Here is an 18,800-nt window from a genome sequence, read left to right as displayed (position 1 = left end):
CCCCCAAAGCCTTACGGGACAAGCCTGCCCAAAAACGAATTACTCAACTTCCGTTCAAGGGGTAAGACATGGGCATGTCGGAATCTCCAAGGGGCAAGGGATTTCTTGGTTCAGCGGGAATCTATGCAGCAGGGGGCTTTGTGTAAATGGCGGTCGGCGGGGATGCCGCCGTCATCAATCCGGGGATTTGGATGGCACGGGCATCGGTGCGGGACGCAACCGGTGAAAAGCGCCGAAGAAGTGCACGATAAAGTCTTTGACGTCTTCGATAAGTGTGTAGAACAGCGGCACAATCACCAGGGTGAGGATGGTGCCGGTGGTAAGGCCGGCGACCAGGGATCGTCCGAGGCTGATAAAGGAAACGGTGCCGCCCGACCGGCTTTCAAAGGCCAGGGGCATAATGCCGAGGATGGTCGTGAGCGCCGTCATCATGACGGGGCGGAAGCGGTCGCGTCCGGCCTGGACGACGGCCTCGTGGCGCGTCATGCCCTGCGATCGCAGCAGGTTGATGTGGTCCACGATGACGATCCCGTTGCGCACCACCACCCCCACCATCAGAATGCATCCGATGAGGCCGATCGTGTCCAGGGAGGTACCTGTGATGTACAAGCCCCAGTAAACGCCGATGAAGGCCAGCGGAACGGACATGAGAATCGAAAGGGGGAGCAGCAGGGATTCGAAGAGCGCCGCCATCACGATGTAGATGAGAATGACGGCCATGGAAAGGGTTGTGCCGAAATTGGCCAGATTCGCGTTGAGTTCGCGGAACTCGTCTCCGACGTCAATGGTGTAGCCGGTGGGCAGTTCGATCGAGGCCATCAGGCGGCGTAATTCGCGCTGGACTTGCATCAGGTCGTTGACGGACACTTTGCCCGATATCCCGATGACGTTGCGGCCGTCTATCCGTTCGATGCTGGCGGGAATTTCCGCTTTGCCGAAGCTGACCAGCTGGTTGAGTGGCACAAGGCCCGTTTTGCCGATGACGGCGACATTTTCAAGGTTGTCCTTGCTTTTCCGGTCTTCTTCGCGAAATTGGGCCCAGACCGGAAATTCGCGCCCACCCTGTTTGAGGTACGGCAGGCGGTTGCCGCGCAAGGCCACATCCACCGTGCGGGCGATCACGGACGGATTGATCCCCGCGCTGTCCGCCCGCGGACCGTCCACCTGCAACTGGACTTCCTGCTTGGTGCGCGGCACGCCGATGTTGACGTCCGTGATGTTCGGCAACGACCGCATCAACCATTGGAATTGTTCCGCCAATTGGGCAAGCCGCAGCGAGTCGTCTCCCGAAAGGCGCACCGACACCGTTTTGGCCGTTTCGCCCTCGCGGCGGGTTTCCGGCATTGCCAGTTGAATGTCCACGCCGGGCAGCTTGGCCGGCAGGCGTTGCCAGAGGATATTGAGCGCATCCTGCGTCGAATACGGGGGTTTCTGCCCGACCGGGTATTCTTCCGGTTTTTTCAGGTAAACGTCTATGGAACCGCCTCCGGGTCCGTAGCGGGTAAAGAGGTTTTTAATGTCGAGTTCGTCGCGCTGTTTCTTGATGGCGTCCTTGAGTTGCTCGAACACGTCGGTCGCCATGGCCATGTCAAAGTTTTGGTCGAGATCGACCCGTACATCTATTTCCCGCAGGTCGAGGGTGGGCATGTCCTGCATGCCCACGCGCCGATAGGGGAAATAGGCCGTGACGAGCATGACGGCGCCGATGGCCACCACGCTCGCCAGACGCCGCCGCAGGGAAAGATCCAAGATCTTCGCGTACAAATGAATAAGGCGGGTAATAGGATGAACCTGGAAGAATCGCAGCAGGCGCCAGCGGTTCCATGCGCTTGAATCCTCCCCGCGGCGATTCTTGGGCTTTTCCTGTTTCATGCGGCTGGTGCTCAGCGGAATCAGCGTAAAGGCCACAAAGAGACTCGCAAACAGGGCGGCGGTCATGGGCACGGCAAATTGCTTCATGTAGGCCGCCATCTCGCCGCTTTGCATGTAAAAGACCGGGATGAACACCACGACGGTGGTGATGGTCGAAGCCGTGACGGCCACCATGACTTCCTGCGTGCCCCGGATGGCGCTGGTCACGGGATCGAGGCCCAACTGCCGGTAGCGGAAAATGTTCTCGACCACCACGATGGCGTCGTCTACCAGCATGCCCACCGCGACGATCATCGAAACCATCGTGATCATGTTGAGCGTCAGGCCCGTGAAATACATGTAGCCCAGGGCGGTTACCATCGAAACGGGGATGGCCAGCGCGACAACCAGGGTGGGGCGGAGCCGCAGGAGGAAAATGTACAGGACGATGATGGCCAATAGGCCGCCCGCCTGGCCTTCGTGGATCAGGCCGTCTCGTGCGGTCAGAATCAATTCCGATTGATCAAAGAAGATTTTTTCCTCGACGCCCTCGAACGCCGGGTCCGCCTTGATGCGCCCGATTTCCTCCAGCACATTGCGGCAAGTTTGAACGGCGTTGGCCTCGGATTCCTTGCGAATAATGATGAAGGCGCCGCCTTTGTCGTCAATGTCGTAATGCCCTTCCGCCTCGCGGGTGCGGAAACTCACCTGGGCGACATCCTTGAGGCGCAGACCCGACGGCGATATGACAATCTCGGCCAAATCCTCCGGACGGTTGTATTCGTCGGTCACGCGGACGTAGAACTTGTTGCCGGCATCGTTCAGGGAGCCGACCGACATATTCAAGTTCGCGGTTTGCAACAGGCCCACCACTTGGTAAAGGGCCACGTTGTGCGTCTTGAGCCGGTTCTGGTCGAACTCGATAAGGACTTCGGGTTCCGGCTTGCTGGCAAAAATGGTGACTTCGGCGACCCCTTCCACGCGGGACAAACGCGATCGGATGATCGTCCGCACCAGATGGATGAACTCCATTTCGTCCCCCGCGCGAAACAGGCCAAACGCCATGATCGGAATGGAGTTCGAATTATGGCGGAAAAGAAGGATTCGGTCCACGTCCTTGGGCAGCTTGAGTTTCAGTCGCTCGATGCGGTCGCGCACCTCGGCCGAGGCCGTGGCCATGTTCGTGCCGCTTTCGAACCGCATGTTGATCCGGCAGCCGTCCGTGGTTGAGGAACTCCAAATGCGGCTGACGCCGGGGATCGTGCGGAATTCGCCCTCGGCCGGTATGGCAATCTCGCGCTCAACCTGTTGGGGGGTGGCCCCGGGATAGGGCATGAAGGATCCGATGAAGGGAAAATCCATTTCCGGCAGGAACTTGAGCGGCATTGCATAGCACGCGATGATGCCGACGCCGACACACGACGCCAATGTCATAAGCACCGCAACCGGATGCCGCAGAGAAAACGCTGGCAAGGAAAATTTCACCGCCGGTCCCGTCCGCTGAACAGATCATACATAACGGGTATCACCAAAAGGGTCAACATGGTCGCTATCGTCAGCCCCGCAATGACCGTGATGGCCAAGGGGCGCCGCAATTCCGTGCCTTGGCCCGTATTCACCGCCATGGGGATTGCCCCCACAATCGTCGTCAGGGAGGTCATCAACACCGGACGCAGGCGAACTTGGCCCGATTCATAGATGGCCTGCCGCTTCGTGCGGCCCCGCTCGCGCAACTGGTTGGCATAATCCACCAGCAGGATGCTGTTGTTCACCACGATGCCGACGAGCAGGATTCCGCCCATGAACACGGCGACACTCAATGGGATGTCCAGCAGATAGAGGACGTCTATCACGCCGATGAAACCCAGCGGCACCGTGAACATGATCAACGCCGGCTGTATCAACGATTCGAATTGGCAGGCCATGACGGCGTACACGAGGAAGATGGAAAGAATCAGCGCAAATTGCAGGTTGCTGAAAGAGGTCCGCAATTCGCGGTTTTGGCCGCCCAGAACAAAACTGTAGTCTTTGGGTTTTTCCACCTTCTGCAGGCGTTGCTCGATCTCCCGCGTGACAGTGCCCAAGTCGAACCCCTCGACATTGCCCCGAATCAGCACCACCGGACGCTGATCAATGCGGCGTAGTTCGCTGGGACCATCCTGCACGGAGATCTTGGCGACCGATTCGAGGGGTATGGGCGGCGTGCCGTCCGTGATGGACACGGTCCGCAAATCGCTTACCGATTGCAGGCGCTCCTGGTCCGATCGCACGCGAATGTCCATTTTCTCACCGCCCGAACTGAATCGTGTGGCCACGTCGCCTTGTACTTCTGATCGAAGTCGCTGCGCCACTTGGATGGGGGAGAGGTTTTTCGACGCAAGCAGATCGCGGTCCAACTCGATAATGATTTCCGGGTAGCCCTTCTTCACGCTCAGTTCCACGTCTTTCAGGCCTTCGATGTCGCGTAGGGCATCGAGCGCCCGCGTGCCGACGCGCCGCAGTTCCTGGTAATCGTCGCCGCGTACCTGAACCTCGACGGCCGTCTTGAAACTGAACAACGTCGGCAGGCTGAAAGTAAATTGCTCGTAGGCCATTGCGACCAACTGATCGCGCAACTCCGACATGATCCGTTCCTGGTGCTCGGTGGCCGTTTCGGGATTCTTGAGAAGCACATTGAACTGGGCGATGTTTTCGCCGCGTTCGCCCTTGGTGCTGGTTTTTTCGAGGCCGACTTCGAGACCCACCGAGGCGACATTAGGATTGGCCAGAAGGACCTGTTCGACATTCCGGGCGCGCTTTTCGGTTTCTTCAAGGCGCGTGCCGGGCGGCGCTTCCATCCGAATGGTGAACTCGCCCTGTTTTAGGGGGGGGATCAATTCACGCCCAAGCCGGGTCAGCAGAAAACCCGATTGGGCCGCCATCAGCGCCGCAATCAGCAGGACGACCGGCCCGAATTGCAGCGAGACCTTGAGGAGCCGTGCATAGCCTGCGCGAAACACGGCGAAAAAGGCATTGAAGGCTTTCAATGGCAGCCAGAGAATAACCCGGAACAGCAAGGCCGCCGCATAGATCCCCGCCATTAGAACGAGCGACAAGGCGAAGACGATGGTAATGAGCACCGTGGAAACAAGTTTCAGGGCAATCTGCAACAGGTACAATGTGACGATTACGGGCAGCACGAGCAACGTGGCCAATCCCCGGAGCAGTTTCCGCAGGCTGACGCCTGTGCGCAGCGCCTGAAATGTCGCAAAACTGGGACCAAAAATATCCCGCGTGGTTTCCGCCAACCATTCCTTTGCATCGGCCAGCCCCAAGGGGATAATGCGCACAAACGAGGCCGCGCGCCCCATGCCTTGTTGGCGCGACGCATGATAACCGCGAAGCACCCATAAAACGTCGGAGCCGGTCTCTTTGCGTCCCCAATGCAGGGAAGTCAGCATCGGATCGAGATAGAGGGCCGTGATGAGCGAGGCGGCCAGCGAGAAGGTCATGGTAAAGCCGAAATGCCCGAAAATCTGCCCTGCAATGCCCCCGACGAAGGCGATTGGCAGGAATACGACGATATTGGTGATGGTCGTCGAAATATCGGCCCCGATGATTTCGCGAATACCCCGCTCGATGGCGTCATTGCCCTCGTCGCCTTCCTCCCGGCAACGATGAATGCTTTCCAAAACGATGATCGAATCGTCCACCAAATGCCCGACCGCCAAGGCAAGTCCGCCCAGCGACATCACGTTGAGCGTGATCCCAAACGAATACATGGGAATGAATGTGGCAATCAGCGAAATCGGGATTGCGACTCCAATGATTACGGTCGGGCTGAGGCGTTGCAAAAAAAGGAAAATGACCAGCAAGGCCCACATGCCGCCTTGGATGGCCGCATCCTGCGCTTCCTTGATGGATCCCTTGATGAAACGCGACTGGTCGGTTACCATGGTCATTTGGGCGGATTTGGGCAAGCGGGACTTGATGGTCTTGGCCAGTTGCTCACGGGATCCGGCCCGCTCAAGCGTGGCCTGCATCTGGCCGCTCTGCTGGAGTTGCGTCAGCAGATCGGTCAAGCGTTCGCTGAAAGACATTTCCCGCGAAAAACCGAGAATATCTTTCAGTTTGTTGCAAACCTGCACCGTGTTGGCGTCGCCGTCCTTGAAAATGTCCATGGCAACGGCTTCCTTGCCGTTGATATGGACGACGGTTTCGCGTTCCTTCTCGCCGATGTTGACTTCGGCCACGTCGGAAAGCCGGAGTTGCTGGCCCTTTGCCGATGCGATCAGGCTTCCGCGGATTTCCTCGATGTCGCGAAACTCGTTGAGCGTGCGCACAAGGTACTCGGTTTTTCCTTCGCGCAAGCGGCCGCCCGAAAGATTGATGTTCTGCTGGGCAAGGCTGTTGGCGACATCCTGTAGCGAAAGCCCCAGATTCTTCAGCCGTTCAGCGTCAACCCGGATCTGGACCTCCTGCTGGCGGCCTCCCTTGATCAGCACCTGCGCGATGCCCGTTTCGGCTTCGAGATCGCTCTTGACATGCCGCTCGGCGGCTTCGCGGATGCTTGTCAGGTCCTTTTTTATCAATTCAGCCCGGCGATCCGGATCGCTCACATCGGCAAAATCGGCGCCGGTGATCGCCACGCGCATGATCGGATCGAGCGAGGGATCGTAGCGCAAAATGACGGGTTTTTCAGTGATTTCCTTCGGTGGATCGAAAAGGTCGAGGCGGTCGCGGACTTCCTGCAGGGCGATGTTCATGTCCGTGCCCCAGATGAATTCAAGCGTAATGTCCGATACGCTCGCCGACGACACGCTGCTGATCTCAACAAGGCCCGTCACGATGCTGAGCACTTCCTCCAGCGGACGGGTCACGAGTTTTTCGACATCTTCCGGGGCCGCGCCCTCGTACTCCGTGCGCACCGTAAGCGTCGGGTACGAAATGTTCGGCATGAGTGTCACGGGGAGAAGCTGATACGATTTCCAACCGAACACGATGATGGTCAGAAAGATCATGGAGATGGCCACCGGCCGGCGGATGGCAAGGCGGTATTTGGGCTTCGCGGACGTCTCGCTCATCGGTTATTTCCAGCGGCCATCTTATCGAAACCGTTTCCTGGACACCGGTTTCGTGACGGGTCCTTCGTTGGCTCGTTTTTCTTTCGCGATTTTCAGGGCTTCTTCCGCGCTCAAACCCGCTTTGGACAGGATTTCGTCCGTTGCGTTGGTCAGGCGGACGTGGCTGCCGGATTTCAAGGTGTGCTGGCCGAGTGTGACAATAAGCGAATCGTCGCTGATTCCCGAAAGAACCTCCACGAACTTGGTGTCCTCCAATCCGGTTTGGATTTCCACCCGTGTCGCGACATACACCCGATCGGACGCCTCAACCGTTTCTTCGGAAGGGCTGTCCATGACGGTTTCGTCCGGCGGTTCGTCCGGGGAATCCGCGGATGTGTCCGCCGCATGGGATTCGGATTCTTTTTGCGCCGGTTCGACGATGAACAGATATTTGCGCGCGTTTTCCTCGACGACGGCATCCTTGGGCACAAGCAGCGCGTTTTCATGGGTTTCCATCACGAGACGAACACGGCAAAATGCGGCCTCGCGCAATTTCTCGCGCGTTCCCGGATCGAAATCCAGGGTCACTTTGACGGTTCCCGTCAACGGATCCACGCCCGGATTGATCCGCCGCACGGTGGCCTCGAATTCCTCTTCGCCAAGGGCGTCCACCTTGACTTTGGCAATCTGGCCGACCTGCAAACGGGCCAGTTCCTTTTCGGGGGGGGCGATCACGAGCATGAAACTGGCCGGATCGACGATGCTGAAGACCGGCACACCGGTGGCGACCACCTGCCCTTCCTGGATGTTCTTGCGGGTGATAATGCCGTTGATGGGCGCCTTGATGGTCAGACGGTCGAGATTGACCTTTTGCATGTTGAGGGTGGCAAGGGCCTGTTCATGGGCAAACTGGGCATTGTCCCGCTCGGCCTTCGCGCCGATACCCTCGGCAAGGCTCTTTTCGGCTATTTCAAGCGCTGTCTTGCTCTGGCGCACATGGACTTCCGTCTGGCCAAGCACGGCCAACGCCTCCGTCTTGTCAAGTTCGGCCAAAATCTGGCCGGCCTTGACCTGATCGCCTTCTTGGGCCAATACTTTTACGCATTCGCCCACGCCTTCGGCCACGACTTGGACCCGATTCTCGGCATCCACGCGCGTGGTCGTCTCGAAATGGGAACTGATATCCCCCCGCTGGGGCAATTCAGCCTGAACCGGAATGACCACCGTTTCTTCACTCGACTTGGCGGTCGGTGAAGCGCCGGGTTTTTCCACCTCGGCGGAAACATTCGCCGAACGGACACCGCAGCCGGCTCCTGCCAAAACCAGCCAAACGGCTCCGCAAATATATATCCACCTGCGCATGAAACCTCCGTGCTTTCTCTTTGTGCTCACGCTGACCGTGCGCATACGCTCCGGATGCAAAGTCTTGAGTGAATGTAATGGTAATATGCCGGAACGTTCAAGGTCAATCTTGCGCAAAGATCCATTCCAAATATCAGACCACTTGGCGAATGGGGCGGTTTCATGATTTGAAACACAACCTGTTGGGTCCGTTTGCAGCGGAAACACTAGAGACGCTATACTTGCCCCAATTTTGGCCAGTCGTGATGTTGCGGTCAGGGATAAGACTTTTTCCGTTGCGGCTTTTCCCTGCCTTGCGAGGAAATCGCAAAAGAAGAAATGATTTGTCCAATGAAACGAAAGAAAAATAGGGCGGGAGAATCGATCGGAATGGCGTCGCTTTCTGTTCAACCCAAACGGAACGATCGGCCATGTCATCGGACGAAAAACAGCCTCCCGTTGGAAGGCGACGTTTTTTCTATCTATCGGATTTCTCACAGTTCCCTCCGTGCTTGGGATGGTTTGCCGGCGCAATTTGAAAAAAATACAGTCTTTCGTGCCGGCACTTCGTTTGCCGGGCAAAAACAACCCGATTACCCTATACTTTACATTGGCAGCCGGGTGGGTATTACAGGCAGCAGAGTCTCCAACCCGCATTTCCGATCGGTTTGTGGTTGGGCGGGAACCTTTTTATCGGCAATGGCGTCAACCTCCTCGTTCCCCCATGCTTTTTATTGTGATAAAGTCAACTATTCCCCCCAATTAGGCGAATCAAGAGAAAAAACGAAACTTGGCTGTGCTTGAGCCTGTCACATTCTATGAAAAAAATGTTATAGTGAGGGTTATGGGATTATCCGAAGCGGCCAATTCGTTGATTCGCGTAGAGAATCTGAAAAAGACGTTCGACATGGGCGAAACCGTCGTCCATGCGTTGCAGGGTGTTTCCTTTTCCATTCAGCGCGGCACCTTCGTCGCCATCATGGGGCCTTCCGGTTCGGGCAAGACGACCCTGCTCGATATTTTGGGCTGCCTTTCCAGACCCTCGTCGGGCACGTATACCCTCAACGGCACCCTGGTCAGTGAATTGTCTGACAACCGGTTGGCCGAGATTCGTAATCACGAAATCGGGTTTGTCTTCCAGAATTTCAATCTTCTCTCTCGACAGACGGCGTTGGCCAATGTGGAACTTCCGTTATTGTACGACGGCGTTGCCCGCAAGGAGCGGACGCGCCGGGCCCAAGAGGCGCTGGAAGCCGTCGGCTTGGGTGATCGCATGTATCACAAGCCCAACGAAATGTCCGGCGGACAACGCCAGCGGGTGGCGGTCGCCCGCGCCTTGATCAACAAACCGTCAATCCTCTTCGCGGACGAGCCGACGGGCAATCTGGACACGGCCAGCGGCGAGAGCATTCTTGCCCTTTTCGGGGAATTGCATCGCAACGGAAATACGATAGTCATGGTGACTCACGAGCGTGAGGTCGCCGAACATGCGCAGCGCATTATGACCTTCCGGGACGGAAAACTGGTAAAAGACGAATGGCGGACACACGAGCAAAGAAACTGGGAACTAAAATCGTTGGCTGGTTGATTGCCTTGGCCGTACTGGCCGCGCCGGTGGTGTACTACTTTCAGCGCGAGCCGGTCGTGAACGTCACCGCGACGGTCCTGAAAAAGGGGCATGTCGAACAGACAATCACCGCCATGGCGTCCGGCACGGTCAAGCCGAAGATTGATTCGATGGTCGCGGCCAGCACCATCGGAAAGATTATCAAAAAGCACGTGAAGGAAGGCGACCGGGTCAAGGAAGGCGACGTGCTGCTGGAACTCGATCACGCCGAACTGGACGCCCAGGTGGCTTTGGCCGAGGCCAATCTCCGAGTGGGCCAGTCGCGCCTTGAACAGGTCAAGATCGCCGCCACCATCTACGAGGAAATCGCGCGGACCCGTGTGGTCCAGGCGGAAGCGCAACTCGATGTGGCCAAGGCGGACTTCGATCGTGTCAAAGCCCTGTCGGACCGGCAGGCCGTGTCGCAAAGCGATTTCGACAAGGTCGGCCTCATGTACCGCGTGGCCAAGGAAACGGACGTCGCCGCAAGGGCCGCGGAAAAAGAAACGCTGGTGCGCCGGGAAGAAATCAAATCGGCCGAATCCCTGATCGAACAGTTGCAGGCGGCTCTCCGGTTGGCCACGGAAATGCGGGACAAAGCCTATGTGCGGGCGCCCTTTTCCGGCGTGGTGGCGAAAGTTTTCGTTGACCTCGGCGAAGTGGTCGGGAGTGGGCTTGGCGCCGGTTTGGGCGGTGCGATGGGCGGATTGGGCGGGGCGAGCGCCGGCGGCGCGGGCATGGCGGGCGGCGCCACGACGAGCGGCGCCGCTTCCGGCTTGTCGGTTGGTTCGCCGACGGCGCTGGTCCAATTGGTGGACGATTCGGAATTTTACGTCAAATCGCCTTTCGACGAAGCCAACGCCATGGAAATCAAAGTCGGCCAAAAGGCGCGTGTCAGCTTCGATGCCTATCGTGGAGAAGATTTCATCGGCGTGGTGGATTTCATTTCCCCGACGATTAGCCGCAACATTGATTTGAGCCGCACCCTCGATATAGACGTCCATCTTGAAGGCGGCCAGGGCAAACTGCTTGCGGGCATGTCCGCGGACGTCATCATCATTGCCCAGGAAAAAGACGACGTGCTGTTCGTGCCCGCCGAGGCTCTTATCCGTGAAGAGGAAGCCTATGTCATTGAAAACGGGCGTGCGATCAAGCGAAAAGTGGAGGTGGGAATCGGAAACTGGCTGTCGCGCGAAGTGCTGGGCGGATTGAAGGAGGGGGAAACGGTCATCACGTCCGTCGGCCTGAAAGAATTGAAGGATGGCGTCAAGGTGCGCGTGGTGGAATCGCTGGACTAATCATGAGTCTCGTCGAGTGCATATTGACCGCCCTGCGCAGCCTTTCGCAAAACAAGGTGCGCTCTTTTTTGACGACTTTGGGCGTTATCATTGGGGTCATGTCGGTCATTCTGCTCGTGGCGCTCGGCGAGGCCGCGCAAAAATACGTTGAAAACGAATTTGCCGGAATGGGCAGCAACATCATACTCATCTCGCCCGGCAAGCAGGAGACCACGTCAAGCATGATTGTGGTCAACGCGGGCAGTTTCCGAAAGTTGACGACGGAAAACGCGAAGGAAATCAAGCGCAAGGCGTTTGGCATCAGGGGGGTATCCGGCAATGTCCTGGGCACGGCCCAACTGCGTTACGGCAATCTCGAACGGAATTGCATCATGCTGGGCGTGATGGAGGACTTCGCCGACATCCGCCAGTTGCACATGCAGCAGGGCCGCTTCATCACGGCGCAGGACATCGAAAAAAACATGAAGGTCTGCATCATCGGACAGGATGTCAAGAAGGCTATCTTCGGCGACAAGCCGGCCTTGCACGAGCGGATCTCCATCAATCGCATGAAACATGTGATTGTCGGCATCATGGAACGCAAAGGCATGATGATGGGCATCAACCTTGACGATATCGTGCTGGTGCCGCTGCCCAGCGGCCAGGAAATGTTCTACGGCGGTGAAAACACCCTGTTCGAAATCATCGCGTCCGCGCGCAGCCCGGAAGACATCAAGCCCGCGGTGGAATCCATCCGCCGGATTCTCACGGCGGCGCACGATTACAACGAGGATTTCACCGTCAACGATCAGGACGGTCTGCTGGGCGCGTTCGGCAAGATATTCGACATGCTACGGTTCATGCTGGCCGGCATTGCGGCGATATCGTTGGTCGTCGGCGGTATCGGGATCATGAACATTATGCTTGTGTCCGTGCGTGAACGCATTCGCGAGGTCGGTGTTCGCAAGGCGGTCGGCGCGAAACGACGCGACATTGGATTGCAGTTTCTGATCGAAGCCGTAACCTTGAGCGTGCTGGGCGGATCCGTCGGCATCGGCATCGCATGGTTCGGCACCCTGATCCTACGGTTGATGTATCCCTCCCTTCCGGTATTCATCTCGATGTGGTCTGTCATGACGGCATTCGTGTTTAGTTTTACCGTCGGCGTGTTTTTCGGGGTATATCCGGCCGTGAAGGCCTCCGGCGTGGATCCCGTCGAAGCCCTGCGTTATGAATAGACTTCCTTCGATTGGATTCGGCATTTGACGAAAGAAAGGCCGTGTCCAAGGCAAGATATTCAGGGACACAAGGGGCCTTGAGAGTACCGGGTTCTTGGGAAAAAAGAATGAGAATTTCCACAAAGATTGGCATTTCCGGGCAATTTCATGTCGGATCAGGCAACGAAATCTTGTGCTGAAATCGAAAATGGCTGCCTTGTAGCGCCGATTTCCAAATCGGCATGTCGTATTTCATCCAGCCGATTTGGAAATCGGCGTTACATCCCGGGACGTTCACGACTCGGCGAACACGGTGCTCTCATGAAGGGACTTCAAGGGCGGCAACCCGTGCGTAAAGCCCTTTATTTTCTTTGACGTTTTTCCAACCGCCGACTGCTGAATCACCCGGCGGTTTGCGTCAAAACCACGCGGGATCGAAATCCAGCGCCGTGCGTTCGTTTGCCTTGAGGATATTCGCCGTGGTGACGGCATGCGGCAGCACGCGGTTGGCGTAGAATCGGGCTGTGGCGATCTTGCCCTGATAGAATGCCTGTTCCTGCGCGCCGGCGTCGAGAGCTTTTTGCGCGACAACCGCCTGCATGAGCAACTGCCAACCGACGGCCAGCCGCGAAAACATTTCGAGGTAATCGGAGGCGTTGCAGACATAGAGGGGTATGTCGCCCGACATGCCGATGCCTGCCAGTTGCATTGTCACGGCGATCACGGCATCCTGCGTCTCGCGCACCTTGGCGGCAATGTCCTTCAAGGGATCCAGCGCATCCGCCTCCTGAATCGTTTCGGCCATTTCGCCCATCAGAATGCGTACAGCCTCGCCGGCCTGCAGCGGTACTTTGCGTCCAAGCAGATCGAGCGCCTGGATACCGTTCGCCCCTTCATAGATGGAAAAGACCTTGTTGTCGCGCAACATTTGCGCGATGGGGAATTCTTCCGAGTAGCCGACCCCGCCAAAGCACTGCATCGCCGTGCGAATGGAATCGAATGCGCCGTCCGCGCCGTGCGCCTTGCAGCAGGGGGTCAGTAATTCCAGCAACAGGTCCACCCGCCGGTACTCCTCGGGGTCCTGGGTGACCTTGCGAATATCGGCCTTGTTGGCGCAGTAAAGGATCAAGCCGATGCAGCCTTCCACGAACGCCTTCTGCCTGAGCAGCATGAGGCGCACGTCGGGATGGTTGATGATGGCGATGGGGGGCGTCGTGGGGTCCTTGCTCGTGATTTCGCGGCCCTGCAGGCGCTCGTTCGCGTAGCGCAACGCGCAATGGTACGCGGCCGAGGCCTGTCCGACCGCCTGAATGCCCGTGAACACCCGTGCGGTGTTCATGAGCTCGAACATATACGACAGGCCTTTGTTGGGTTCGCCGAGGAGCCAGCCCCGGCAATCGTTCTTGTCGCCGAACGCCAGCGTCGCCGTGGCTTGGCCTTTCAGTCCCATCTTGTGTTCGAGTCCCGTTGCCGCGACGTCGTTGAAATCGCCCGGTGTGCCGTCCGGATTGACGCGATACTTGGGGACGATGAACAGGCTGATCCCCTTAATGCCCGGCGGAGCGCCCTCAATGCGCGCAAGCACCGGGTGGACGATATTTTCGGCAAGGTCGTGATCGCCGGACGATATGAACCGCTTTATCCCTTTGATCAGGTAATAATCCCCCTCGGGCGCTTTCCGGGCGGTTGTCGTGATGTCGCCGAGCGACGTGCCCGCGTCCGGTTCCGTCAACGCCATCGTGCCGCCCCACTCGCCCGAATACAATTTGAGCAGGAACCAGTCTTTCAACTGTTCGCTGCCGTGATTTTCAATGAGGCGCCCCGCGCCGCTCGCGCCGCCTAGATACATGCAGGCCGACGTGTTGCCGCTGTTGAACAACAGGAACGCCGCCGCATACAACGTCAGCGGAAACTGCTGGCCACCCTTTTCGTAGGCCACATCCGGTGCGAACCACCCGCCGTCGCGGAATTGCCGCCAAATCGCGTGCATGGCTGGCGGCGCGGAAACTTGCCGCCCGTCGAATCGGGCGCCTTCTTGATCCATGACCTGAAAAGCGGGCCAGAAGACTTCACGCGCCATCTGATCCGCGGTCTCCAGCGCAAGATCGAACGTTTCCTTCGAGTGATCCGCGTAATAGGGGAAACGGCAGAGGCTTTCAACATCCAATACCTCATACAGCATGAATCGGATATTGCGCATATTGACCAGCATTTCATCCATGATTGTCCATTGCTCCCGGGGTGCGTCCCGCGCACCCGTTCAACCGCACTTTGTTTGCCCGTTTTGGAGGGGTAGTCTAAAGATCTATCCAAACGCAATCAACCTTGCGATCGGTCCAGAAGTCCCCGTTCCCGCCTGCTTTTCAAGTCATGGCCGGGCAAGCGTGTCCCGTGCTCGCGATAACGCGGGTTCTCCCCACAGCGCCGTTTGGCCGGGCCATTCACAGTCCGCCCGTAAAATCAGCGCCATGCGTTTATGCGCATGGGCATGAAGCGGAACAGACACCTCGATCCATGAATCGGCCTCTTCGACACATGCCGACCATACAAGGCCCGTCGAATCGTTTTCAGCGGCTTCCACGGAAAAAGCCACGGGCATGCCGCCTTTCCCAACGCCCAAAAAGGCGCGGAACGCCGATTCCGGCGGAATTGTCAGGTCGAAGCGCAACGCGGCGGGCGTGGTCATGGCCAGACAGGAGAGCGAACGATCTCCGATTCGATGGGTGCGAACCTCCACGCCGGATTCAGCGGGCGGCATGCCGGAAATATCCTGGATCACGGCGTCATGAAAATGGTCGTCCAGCCGGTAGGGTTCTTCCGGCCGGGATTGCGTGGCGGCGCATTCCAGGACGCGCCGCCATGCCGCATGCACGCCGTCGTTGTTTGGAAATCGCCGGTATAAACGCGCCATTTCATCAACCGCGGCGGCGTCCGGGCCGGCCATTTCGAGCGCGCGCGCCAGCGCCCACGCCCATTTCCCCACATAGTGATCCGTGTGCTGTCCGTGCTTTTCCAACGAGTCGTTCCAGCCGATCCGGACCAGATCCCGTTCCATCGCCGCGGCAAGCGCCGGATCGTCCGGCGCCGCTTCGAGTTCACGGCGGCATAAAGCGGCCGCAAGCGTATAATGGCCCCCCTTCATCAGGGCGCGGCACAGATTCCATCGCAGGGCAAGGTCGTTCGTTCCGGGGGCAGCTCCTTTCAACAGACGCGCCATCTCTTCCGGCTCGTCGAACGGCCGGAATTCGGGCAGGCGCGCACAGCGGTAGACGGCCGTGTCCCAACGCCCTAAAAACAGGCGTTTATCGAATGCGATGCGGCGATTGGCCAAGTAACGCTCCAAAATGGCCGCGCGGGGGATCGCGCAATCCGCGTTCCAGAGTTCATGGACAACCCAGACGCCGGAACCGTTTTCGATGGCGCTTTCGATATCCGCGAATTCATCGTGGAGCGCCGCTTGTTGTTCGACTGTGACGCGGGGCAGGGCGGGATCCTGATTGGCCTCGAAATTGACCTGCGAAAAAGCGGGATGCCAAAGGATCCGTTCATTTCGCTTGATGTTCGCCTGAATAAAACGAGCGGCCGCCCGTCCTTCCGATCGGACCGGCCAGAACGCGGCGGCGATACCCGCGATGCCCATGGAGACGATCAGGGTTCCCGCAAGCATCAAACGCAAACCGGGCCTGCGCAGGCCGGCGATGCCCGCCCCCGCCATGAGATAAAGCGCCGGCGCGCTGTAAATTACGTAGCGAAGCTGAAACGCCGGCACGATCAACAAACTGAACAGCACGTTCAGCGCGCCCGGTAGCGCGTACCATGCCACAAGAAACAGCGCCGTGTCTCCTTCCCGCCGTGGACGGCACAGATAGGCGAATGCGCCCCCCAAGGCAATTACCGAATGCAAAATCAAGCATAGTGCAAAAAGAGGCAGGGAAACCGGGGGCAGACCCGCGAACAAATCGGACGGGGCGCTCAGACGCCGGTAAAACACGAAGGTGGCCAGATAAAACGCATCCATGCACAGCCATGCGGACGCCATCTCCGTCCAATGGGCGTACAGCGGCGGCTGGCCGGGATTGCTCCACGTCAGCACGAGCACGCCGAGCGGAACCATCGGCAGGGCATTCGCAGCCCCCCAACCCAGGAGCCATCGGAAGGGGCGGCGGTGGCGCGCCAGCAGAAAAATGCCCTCGGCGCCGATCAGCCAGAGTCCGAAAAGATGTGTCCACATGAGCAGCGCGTTCGCCGCGAGGTGAAGCGCCCACCACCCCTTGCCCCCCCGGTACAATGCTTTGTACAACGCATACATGGACACGAGTCCAAGCAGGGCCATCAAGCCGTAGGGACGCAACTCCTGGGCGTAGTAAATCTGCAAGGGGGACAACGCACAGCAGCATCCCGCGATGAGCGCGGCCCAGGAACCGAAAAGTTCCCGGCCAAAGCCATAGGTCATGAGGACGACACCCATCCCGATGAGGACGCTCAGCCAGCGCATTCCCTCGACGGTTCCCGCCACATGGTGGTACCAGAAATATTCCAGCACGAAATAAAACGGGACCATGTCGCGGTTGGCGTCGTCCGATCGCAGCATCCACGCGGACAGGCTGGGCGACTCCATCATCGGCTTTGCCCAGTGGGCTTCGTCGTACCAGAGGGATTGCCGATCCAGGGCGGCGGATCGCATCCAAAGCGCCACGACCGCCACAAGAACGATTAGAATCCCGTGCATCAGGCGGTCAGCCATGGGGGAAATTCCAAATACAGTTTGTGGGCGCCGTGACGCCGCGTGCGTTCGACATGTTTGCCGGCCGTCCCTTCCATGGTTATTATACAGGCCGTCAATCCCGATTCACTATCGGATCTCGCCGGTCCGGTTCCATGCGGGCGGCAGCACACGGAGGAAGACCTGTTGAAACGATTGATCCTTGGCGCAGTTTTGGCCGTTGGTGCGGCCGTCGCAATCTTCATGGCGCTGAAAATCCATGCCGATCGCCATTTTTACGAGGGCTACGATCCCGATGCGCCGTTGAATGCGTATGCCTCCGAACCGGAACCCGTCGAAGGGACGGTCAATGCTTTTGGCCAACAAACGCCCGCGCGTTACCGGCGCCAGCGCATCGAAATAGACGCGCGGCCCGGCGAGCGCGTGCCGGCCATCCTGACGCTGCCTTTTTCGGCGGACGGGCCGGTACCTGTCATTGTGCTTCTGCACGGCAGCCACCAGGAAAAGGAATTTGTGGAAAAAATCTGCACGCCGTTCAACGAGGCCGGATTCGCCATGATCTGTTTCGACCAATACATGCGGGGCGAGCGCAAAGTCGAGGGCGGAGTGACGACCATGGCGCTGGCGGTTCGTGCGCGGTGCTGGAAAACCGTCCACGATGCGCGCCGGCTGATTGACTATCTCGTGACCCGTCCCGATATCGCCCGCGATCGCATTTATCTGGTGGGCGCCAGTTACGGGGCCATTACGGGAACGGCCTTGCTCGCCCAGGAGAAACGCATCAAGGCGGCCGACCTTGTTGTGGGCGGGGGCAATCTGCGGTTGTTGTCCAAGGCGCCCGAAGTGCGGCGCGAATTGCCGGGCTGGATACTGCCGTTGGCGGGACCGCTGCTGGCCTTTGTCTTGGCGCCGGCCGAACCCCTCGTTCACGCTCCCGCGACCGCGGGTATTCCCGTCCTGATGCAGAACGGCTCCAAGGACGGCGTCGTCATTCCCGAATCGGGCAAGGCCCTGTTTGCGGCTTTGGGCGAACCCAAGGAAATCCGCTGGTATCCCGTCAACCATCCCGACCGCGAAGAGAAGGGCGAGGAAGTCATCAAGATGCTCATGGATGGGCTCGGTTGGCTTGTGCAGCGCGATGCAGCGCGGTAAAAAAGGAGGCTCTTCCGGTTTTGGCGATCTTCAGCTCCCCTTCGGGAATAGGCGCCCTCTGTAGTAGGGATATTGTTGCAACGCCATGCGATTCGACACGGCAGGTCTCCTCGCCGGGAAGGGGCGGCTTTTGTAGCGGGGATGGATTCTTCGCAAGACGCCGCAAGTATCCCATTTCCCCGGATGGGAAAAACACGAATAGCCGCGAGTGATTACCCGCAGGCTGGAGTTTGTACATTTTCGTCCGATGGACTTTATGCATAACCGATGAGGACACCCCTCGCATGGGGTCGTGCGAAGGGCAGGTTGGTCCTGCTTCTTCGCCGGTTTCTTTGCTTCACATGGGGTCGTGCGAAGGGTAGGTTAGTCCCGTAGGGACGGTTTGACCATAGCCCAGGAGGAATTCCTGGGACACGGGAAAAAACCAAACGATAGTCCCGTAGGGACGGTTTGACCATAGCCCAGGAGGAACTCCTGGGACACGGGGAAAAACCAAACGGTAGTCCCGTAGGGACGGTTTGACCGTAGCCTAGGAGGAACTCCTGGGACACGGGAAAAAACCAAACGATAGTCCCGTAGGGACGGTTTGAC

Annotated in this window: 10 protein-coding genes; 5 read left to right on the top strand and 5 right to left on the bottom strand. The window is 58.4% G+C overall.

Translation table 11 applies throughout. The features are described 5' to 3' along the window. Positions 1–174: 174 nt before the first annotated feature. The 3 genes from P5540_18820 to P5540_18810 are packed head-to-tail and all read right to left on the bottom strand — an operon-like array spanning position 175 to position 8,255. Complete coding sequence (locus P5540_18820) at positions 175–3,336, bottom strand: efflux RND transporter permease subunit (GenBank protein HRT66867.1); 3,162 nt, start codon at positions 3,334–3,336, stop codon at positions 175–177. Further along, complete coding sequence (locus P5540_18815) at positions 3,333–6,914, bottom strand: efflux RND transporter permease subunit (GenBank protein HRT66866.1); 3,582 nt, start codon at positions 6,912–6,914, stop codon at positions 3,333–3,335. The genes P5540_18820 and P5540_18815 overlap by 4 nt, the downstream gene beginning before the upstream one ends. A 21-nt stretch (positions 6,915–6,935) precedes the next feature. Beyond that, complete coding sequence (locus tag P5540_18810) at positions 6,936–8,255, bottom strand: efflux RND transporter periplasmic adaptor subunit (GenBank protein ID HRT66865.1); 1,320 nt, start codon at positions 8,253–8,255, stop codon at positions 6,936–6,938. A gap of 330 nt (positions 8,256–8,585) precedes the next feature. On the opposite strand from P5540_18810, the gene P5540_18805 reads away from it, so the two are divergent. From P5540_18805 to P5540_18790, 4 genes are read left to right on the top strand one after another with little or no spacing between them, the layout of a single operon-like run. Further along, positions 8,586–9,038, top strand: coding sequence for a hypothetical protein (locus P5540_18805; protein ID HRT66864.1), 453 nt, complete (start codon positions 8,586–8,588; stop codon positions 9,036–9,038). Between the two features lie 40 nt (positions 9,039–9,078). Next, positions 9,079–9,822, top strand: a complete 744-nt coding sequence (locus P5540_18800; GenBank protein ID HRT66863.1) for an ABC transporter ATP-binding protein — start codon at positions 9,079–9,081, stop codon at positions 9,820–9,822. Further along, positions 9,771–11,138 (top strand): efflux RND transporter periplasmic adaptor subunit, encoded by a 1,368-nt coding sequence (locus P5540_18795; protein ID HRT66862.1) that lies wholly within the window; start codon positions 9,771–9,773, stop codon positions 11,136–11,138. The genes P5540_18800 and P5540_18795 overlap by 52 nt, the downstream gene beginning before the upstream one ends. A 2-nt stretch (positions 11,139–11,140) precedes the next feature. Then, on the top strand, positions 11,141–12,355 hold the full coding sequence (locus P5540_18790) for an ABC transporter permease (GenBank protein HRT66861.1): 1,215 nt from the start codon (positions 11,141–11,143) through the stop codon (positions 12,353–12,355). Positions 12,356–12,752: 397 nt separating this feature from the next. Here P5540_18790 and P5540_18785 read toward each other — a convergent pair whose 3' ends face one another. Continuing rightward, on the bottom strand, positions 12,753–14,555 hold the full coding sequence (locus tag P5540_18785) for an acyl-CoA dehydrogenase (protein ID HRT66860.1): 1,803 nt from the start codon (positions 14,553–14,555) through the stop codon (positions 12,753–12,755). Positions 14,556–14,702: 147 nt separating this feature from the next. Further along, a complete protein-coding gene (locus P5540_18780) occupies positions 14,703–17,078 on the bottom strand; it encodes a glycosyltransferase family 39 protein (protein HRT66859.1) in 2,376 nt (791 codons plus the stop codon). A 75-nt stretch (positions 17,079–17,153) separates the two neighbouring features. On the opposite strand from P5540_18780, the gene P5540_18775 reads away from it, so the two are divergent. Further along, positions 17,154–18,209 (top strand): alpha/beta hydrolase, encoded by a 1,056-nt coding sequence (locus P5540_18775; GenBank protein ID HRT66858.1) that lies wholly within the window; start codon positions 17,154–17,156, stop codon positions 18,207–18,209. The last annotated feature ends 591 nt before the right edge of the window (positions 18,210–18,800 follow it).

It is taken from the genome of Candidatus Hydrogenedentota bacterium (assembly GCA_035450225.1).
In the GTDB taxonomy this organism is placed as follows: Bacteria; Hydrogenedentota; Hydrogenedentia; order Hydrogenedentales; family SLHB01; genus DSVR01.
Note: the sequence above shows the minus strand (reverse complement) of the source record. Positions and strands in the feature narration are given on the sequence as shown.

Bases quoted from the DNA above. Each gene is read 5' to 3' on its own strand.
- P5540_18815 (HRT66866.1), bottom strand. From the start codon at position 6,914: ATGAGCGAGACGTCCGCGAAGCCCAAATACCGCCTTGCCATCCGCCGG.
- P5540_18810 (HRT66865.1), bottom strand. From the start codon at position 8,255: ATGCGCAGGTGGATATATATTTGCGGAGCCGTTTGGCTGGTTTTGGCA.
- P5540_18805 (HRT66864.1), top strand. From the start codon at position 8,586: ATGAAACGAAAGAAAAATAGGGCGGGAGAATCGATCGGAATGGCGTCG.
- P5540_18800 (HRT66863.1), top strand. From the start codon at position 9,079: ATGGGATTATCCGAAGCGGCCAATTCGTTGATTCGCGTAGAGAATCTG.
- P5540_18795 (HRT66862.1), top strand. From the start codon at position 9,771: ATGGCGGACACACGAGCAAAGAAACTGGGAACTAAAATCGTTGGCTGG.
- P5540_18790 (HRT66861.1), top strand. From the start codon at position 11,141: ATGAGTCTCGTCGAGTGCATATTGACCGCCCTGCGCAGCCTTTCGCAA.
- P5540_18785 (HRT66860.1), bottom strand. From the start codon at position 14,555: ATGGATGAAATGCTGGTCAATATGCGCAATATCCGATTCATGCTGTAT.
- P5540_18780 (HRT66859.1), bottom strand. From the start codon at position 17,078: ATGGCTGACCGCCTGATGCACGGGATTCTAATCGTTCTTGTGGCGGTC.
- P5540_18775 (HRT66858.1), top strand. From the start codon at position 17,154: ATGGTTATTATACAGGCCGTCAATCCCGATTCACTATCGGATCTCGCC.